Source organism: Gilliamella sp. Fer4-1 (assembly GCF_001690515.1).
GTDB classification, from domain to species: Bacteria; Pseudomonadota; Gammaproteobacteria; order Enterobacterales; family Orbaceae; genus Gilliamella; species Gilliamella apicola_C.
The window spans coordinates 1-4,898 of record NZ_LZGZ01000251.1; the positions used below are offsets into that span (position 1 = coordinate 1).

The 4,898-nt window shown below is 34.8% G+C and carries 5 protein-coding genes and 1 pseudogene; 5 read left to right on the forward strand and 1 reads right to left on the reverse strand.

The genetic code is table 11. The features are described 5' to 3' along the window. The 4 genes from zipA to A9G30_RS08750 form a co-directional block, all read left to right on the forward strand. A partial coding sequence (zipA, locus tag A9G30_RS08735; RefSeq protein ID WP_065588692.1) for a cell division protein ZipA occupies window positions 1-626 on the forward strand: 626 nt, incomplete at its 5' end. A 225-nt stretch (window positions 627-851) separates the two neighbouring features. Beyond that, the gene (gene ligA / locus A9G30_RS08740) at window positions 852-2,882 is read left to right on the forward strand and encodes an NAD-dependent DNA ligase LigA (protein WP_065588694.1); all 2,031 of its coding nucleotides are present in this window, start codon (window positions 852-854) and stop codon (window positions 2,880-2,882) included. 70 nt (window positions 2,883-2,952) lie between these two features. Continuing rightward, window positions 2,953-3,468 (forward strand): S-ribosylhomocysteine lyase, encoded by a 516-nt coding sequence (gene luxS, locus A9G30_RS08745; RefSeq protein WP_065588693.1) that lies wholly within the window; start codon window positions 2,953-2,955, stop codon window positions 3,466-3,468. Window positions 3,469-3,477: 9 nt separating this feature from the next. Continuing rightward, window positions 3,478-3,666, forward strand: a complete 189-nt coding sequence (locus A9G30_RS08750) for a 2-hydroxymuconate tautomerase (RefSeq protein ID WP_065568141.1) — start codon at window positions 3,478-3,480, stop codon at window positions 3,664-3,666. 178 nt (window positions 3,667-3,844) lie between these two features. Here A9G30_RS08750 and ribA read toward each other — a convergent pair whose 3' ends face one another. After that, window positions 3,845-4,456 carry a GTP cyclohydrolase II gene (gene ribA, locus A9G30_RS08755; protein WP_065568142.1) on the reverse strand — a complete coding sequence of 204 codons (612 nt, stop codon included), beginning with the start codon at window positions 4,454-4,456 and terminating at the stop codon, window positions 3,845-3,847. Window positions 4,457-4,558: 102 nt separating this feature from the next. Between ribA and A9G30_RS08760 the strand changes: the two are divergent. Next, a pseudogene (locus A9G30_RS08760) lies at window positions 4,559-4,898 on the forward strand (phosphatidylglycerophosphatase B); the annotation flags it as partial.

The window sequence follows — 4,898 nt, forward strand, 5'->3', positions numbered from 1 at the left end:
ATTTATTTACTGATCGGGATGAGCAGCCCCAAATTAATACAGACGTAGCAAAAGAACCCGCTACCGACGAAAATCATGACCTTTTTGAAAATGAACAACAACTTAATCTAATCCAAACAACCAAGGAAAAACATGTTGATGTTGATACCAATAATCAAATTAACCATAACAACAAACCTGAAAAACTAGATATAAATAAAGAAGATCCCGCAACCGAAATTATCGTATTAAATGTCACTGGTATTAATGGAAAATTACTTCAAGGTGATGTACTACTTGCAAGTATTATGCAATCAGGTTTTCAATTTGGTGATATGAGAATTTTTCACCGCCATGTAGATCCTGCAGGTAACGGTTCAATATTATTTAGTTTAGCTAATATGGTCACACCAGGATATCTGGATCCTGAAACAATGCATGAATTTACCACACCAGGTGTATCTATTTTTATGATAGCTCCAACTGAAGGTAACAATCAGCAAAACTTCAAATTAATGTTACAAACAGCACAACGCATAGCGGATGATGTCAACGGTGTGGTATTAGATGATGAACACCATATGCTGACACCACAAAAAATCGACAGTTACAAAGAGCGAATTAAAAAGTCTTGTAACAAAATTTAACCACAACATCAATATTTATCAGTAAATTTAACACAAATCACCAACCACGGTTGGTGAGTGCGAATAAATATTGATGAAAAATGTTTATTTAAATGATCTCATTTAATCATACATTATTTCAATTAAAGTTGTAATAATATTCCCAAACCCGACGTTTTAATTTAAGAGTCTATTATCATGTCCCTATCGAATAAAACTGAACACTCAGTAAATTTAACTGAATCGATTGAAGATATAACAAAACAATTGACCTCGCTACGAAGCCTAATTAGGCATCATGAGTACTGTTATTATGTGCTTGACACCCCAGAAATTCCCGATGTTGAATATGATAAATTAATAAAACAGCTACAAACTTTAGAACAACAATATCCAGCTCTTATTACTCCCGATTCACCAACACAAAGAGTTGGTGGCACCCCATTAGAGCAATTTTCATCGATAAAGCATGAAATACCTATGCTATCACTTGATAACGTCTTTGATGATACTGGTTTTATTGCATTTAACAAACGAGTTAAAGATCGTCTTCATTTTAATGACAATGAACATATTGAATATTGTTGTGAGCTCAAACTTGATGGACTTGCCGTCAGCCTACTTTATGAAAATGGGCACTTTATACAAGCTGCAACACGAGGTGATGGAACAACTGGCGAAGACATCACCGCAAATGTAAAAACCATAAAAGTGATTCCGTTAATTTTAAAAGGTGACAACATCCCAACTCGATTAGAAGTGCGCGGTGAAGTATTTATGACACACAAAGGATTTGAGAAACTCAATTCAGACGCAGAAAAACGCAATGAAAAGATATTTGCCAATCCACGTAACGCAGCCGCTGGGTCATTAAGACAATTGGATCCTAAAATCACCGCTAAACGGCCACTGACATTTTTTTGTTACGGTGTAGGCATTGTCGAAGGTGTTGCATTACCTAACACTCATTATGATCGCCTAATGCAATTTAAAGCGTGGGGATTACCAGTAAGTGATAAAGTAGAAAAACGTCAAGGTGCGCAAGCTGCTTTAGACTATTTTAAACAAATTGGTGAACAACGAATGTCATTAGATTTTGATATTGACGGAGTGGTCATCAAAGTCAATAGCATTGAACAACAAAATAAACTGGGCTTTGTTGCTCGTGCACCAAAATGGGCTACCGCATTTAAATTCCCCGCCCAAGAAGAAGTGACACAATTAAACAAAGTAGACTTTCAAGTTGGACGCACAGGAGCAATTACTCCCGTAGCCAGACTTAAACCTGTTTCAGTGGCGGGTGTTATTGTCAGCAATGCAACATTACATAATAGTGATGAAATTGCTCGATTAGGTATCCGTGAAGGCGACTATGTAACAATACGTCGAGCTGGTGATGTTATTCCTAAAATTGTTGCTGTTATATTAGATAGAAGGCCCAAAAACACAAAAGAAATCATATTTCCAACGCACTGCCCAATTTGTGGCTCACAAATAGTTCGAGATGAAGGTCAAGCCGTTTCACGTTGTGCAGGAGGTCTAATTTGCCCTGCACAACGCAAAGAAGCCTTAAAGCACTTTGTTTCACGCCGAGCAATGAACGTAGATGGGATGGGTGATAAACTTATCGAGCAACTAGTTGATAAAGATTATGTTAAAACTCCTGTAGATTTATATAAACTAACACAGCCAATGCTATGTAACTTAGATAAAGTTGGCGAAAAATCTGCTAATAATTTACTAAATGCACTAGAAGCATCTAAAAATACAACATTAAACCGCTTCATCTTTGCGCTTGGCATTCCCAATGTTGGTGAAGTTACAGCCGAGAATCTGGTTAACCAGCTTGGCAGTTTACCAGCAATTGAAAATGCCTCACTTGAACAGCTACAAACAGTAAATGACATTGGCGCCGTTATTGCAGAAAGCATTATAGACTTTTTCCAAGAACCGCATAATCGCGATGTCATTGAACAATTAACCAGCAATGAAATTGGCATTCACTGGCAAGATCTTAATCTACAAGAACAAAAATCTGACTCTAATTCACCTTTTTCAGGTAAAACTATAGTATTAACTGGTACTTTATCGGTTTTAACACGAGATGAAGCCAAAAACAAATTAAAGCAACTCGGTGCCAAAGTAACAGGTAGCGTATCAAAAAACACCGATCTAGTTATTGCTGGAGAAGCCGCTGGATCTAAACTAAATAAAGCCCAAGAATTGGGAATAAAAGTGATTGACGAGCAGGAAATGCTAAATTTAATTGCTCAATAAATATAAATTTTATTGGTGCTAATTAATAGATTGATTAAAATAACGAGTATCAAAAAACAAGGAGGATATTATGCCTTTATTAGATAGTTTTAAAGTTGATCATACAAAAATGAAAGCACCTTTTGTGCGAATTGCAAAAACAATGATAACCCCAAAAGGCGATGACATTACTGTGTTTGATCTTCGCTTTACTATTCCAAACAAAGACAATTTACCTGAAAAAGGGATTCATACATTAGAGCATTTATTTGCAGGATTTATGCGTGAGCATCTTAGCAGTGATAAAATTGAAATCATCGACATCTCACCAATGGGATGCCGTACAGGATTTTACATGAGCTTAATTGGCAAACCCAACGAGGAATTAGTTGTTGATGCATGGCAAAAATCAATGCATGCAGTATTAGCTGTAAAATCACAAAACCAGATTCCTGAATTAAACGAATATCAGTGTGGTACTTATAAAATGCACTCATTAGATGAAGCCAAAACCATTGCTGAACAAATTATAAAATCGGGTATTGGCATATGTCATAATGATGAAATTGCATTGACGGATGAACAACTAGCTAAAATAAATAACTAGGAGCAAACTATGCCAAATGTCGTTATCGACTTTTTAGAAGGTCGTACAATAGAGCAAAAAAGAGAAATGGCAAAACGCGTCACTAATGCTATTGTTGAAACCCTCAACTGCAAGCCAGAAGCCGTACAAATTATCATGCACGAAATATCAAAAGATCAGATCGCTAATGGTGGCGTGCTGCGCAGTGATAAAGATTGATATTAACATTAAAAAATTATTGGTAAAACAGACAAGATCAATAAGTTAAAATCGCTCTTATATTACATTTTGTAAAAAAATCTCAAATATAAAACATTTGAGATTTTTTATTCTAACAACTTTTGCTGTTTTATAAACATTCAATCATAAATGAATTGACCGCTATTTAACCAAAAACTTAATGTTTACAATGACAGTGATGCAAATGAAGTAAGTGCCCCATCTTGCTTGCTTTTGTTTCTAAATAGTGTTCATTATTAGGATTTTCGCCAACTTCCAATGGCTCACGTTGTGTAATTTTAATTCCAGACTGTTCAAGCACTCTTATTTTTTCTGGATTGTTGGTTAATAAACGTATCTGAGATACACCTAATAACGTCAACATATCAGCACATAGAGTAAAATCACGTTCATCGGCTGCAAAACCCAACTTTTCATTGGCTTCAACAGTATCTAAACCTTGATCTTGTAACGCATAAGCCCTAATTTTATTTAATAAACCTATATTACGTCCTTCTTGGCGATGGTAAATTAAAACACCTTTGCCTTCTTTTGCAATTTGTTTTAAAGCTGCCTCTAACTGAAAACCACAATCACAGCGTAAACTAAAAAGCGCATCGCCAGTTAAGCATTCAGAATGAATTCTTGTAAGAACTGGTGTATCATCGGATATATCACCAAATACTAATGCAGCATGATCCTTTTTTGTTGCAATTTCTTCAAATCCAACAATAGTAAAACATCCCCATGGCGTTGGCAGTTTTGCTTGTGCAACACGTTTTAATTGCATTATTGTCTCCGTTTTAAGTAAAACATAAAAAATATTTTATAAAAATAAATTTATCTTCTATGCTAAAATATTAAGCAAGATTATACTTAATTGAGTTTATAAATGGGTTTAGTAATAAAAAAAACAATAGCCATACTAGCTATTTTCTTGATTGCACCTTTAATTATTATAGCCATAAATTGGCATTGGCAACCAGCATCATTAAATAATACATCTAAATATTTATTCTTAATAACTGAAACAGCAAGCTTTCCTTGGGCAATAATTACATCGACAATTTTATTTTTAGTCTTTTGCCTATTACAGTCCAGTAAAACCAAAAATAAAATTATATTATTATGGTTGCTTCTTGTTAGCGCAATATTAAGTGGGCAAATAATTAAACACTTTTTAAAATTGCAAACAGCTGAACCAAGGCCTTATGTACTTTGGATGGAAAAAG

Coding starts and splice junctions, on each gene's coding strand:
- luxS (WP_065588693.1), top strand. CDS start 2,953: ATGCCTTTATTAGATAGTTTTAAAGTTGATCATACAAAAATGAAAGCA.
- A9G30_RS08750 (WP_065568141.1), top strand. CDS start 3,478: ATGCCAAATGTCGTTATCGACTTTTTAGAAGGTCGTACAATAGAGCAA.
- ribA (WP_065568142.1), bottom strand. CDS start 4,456: ATGCAATTAAAACGTGTTGCACAAGCAAAACTGCCAACGCCATGGGGA.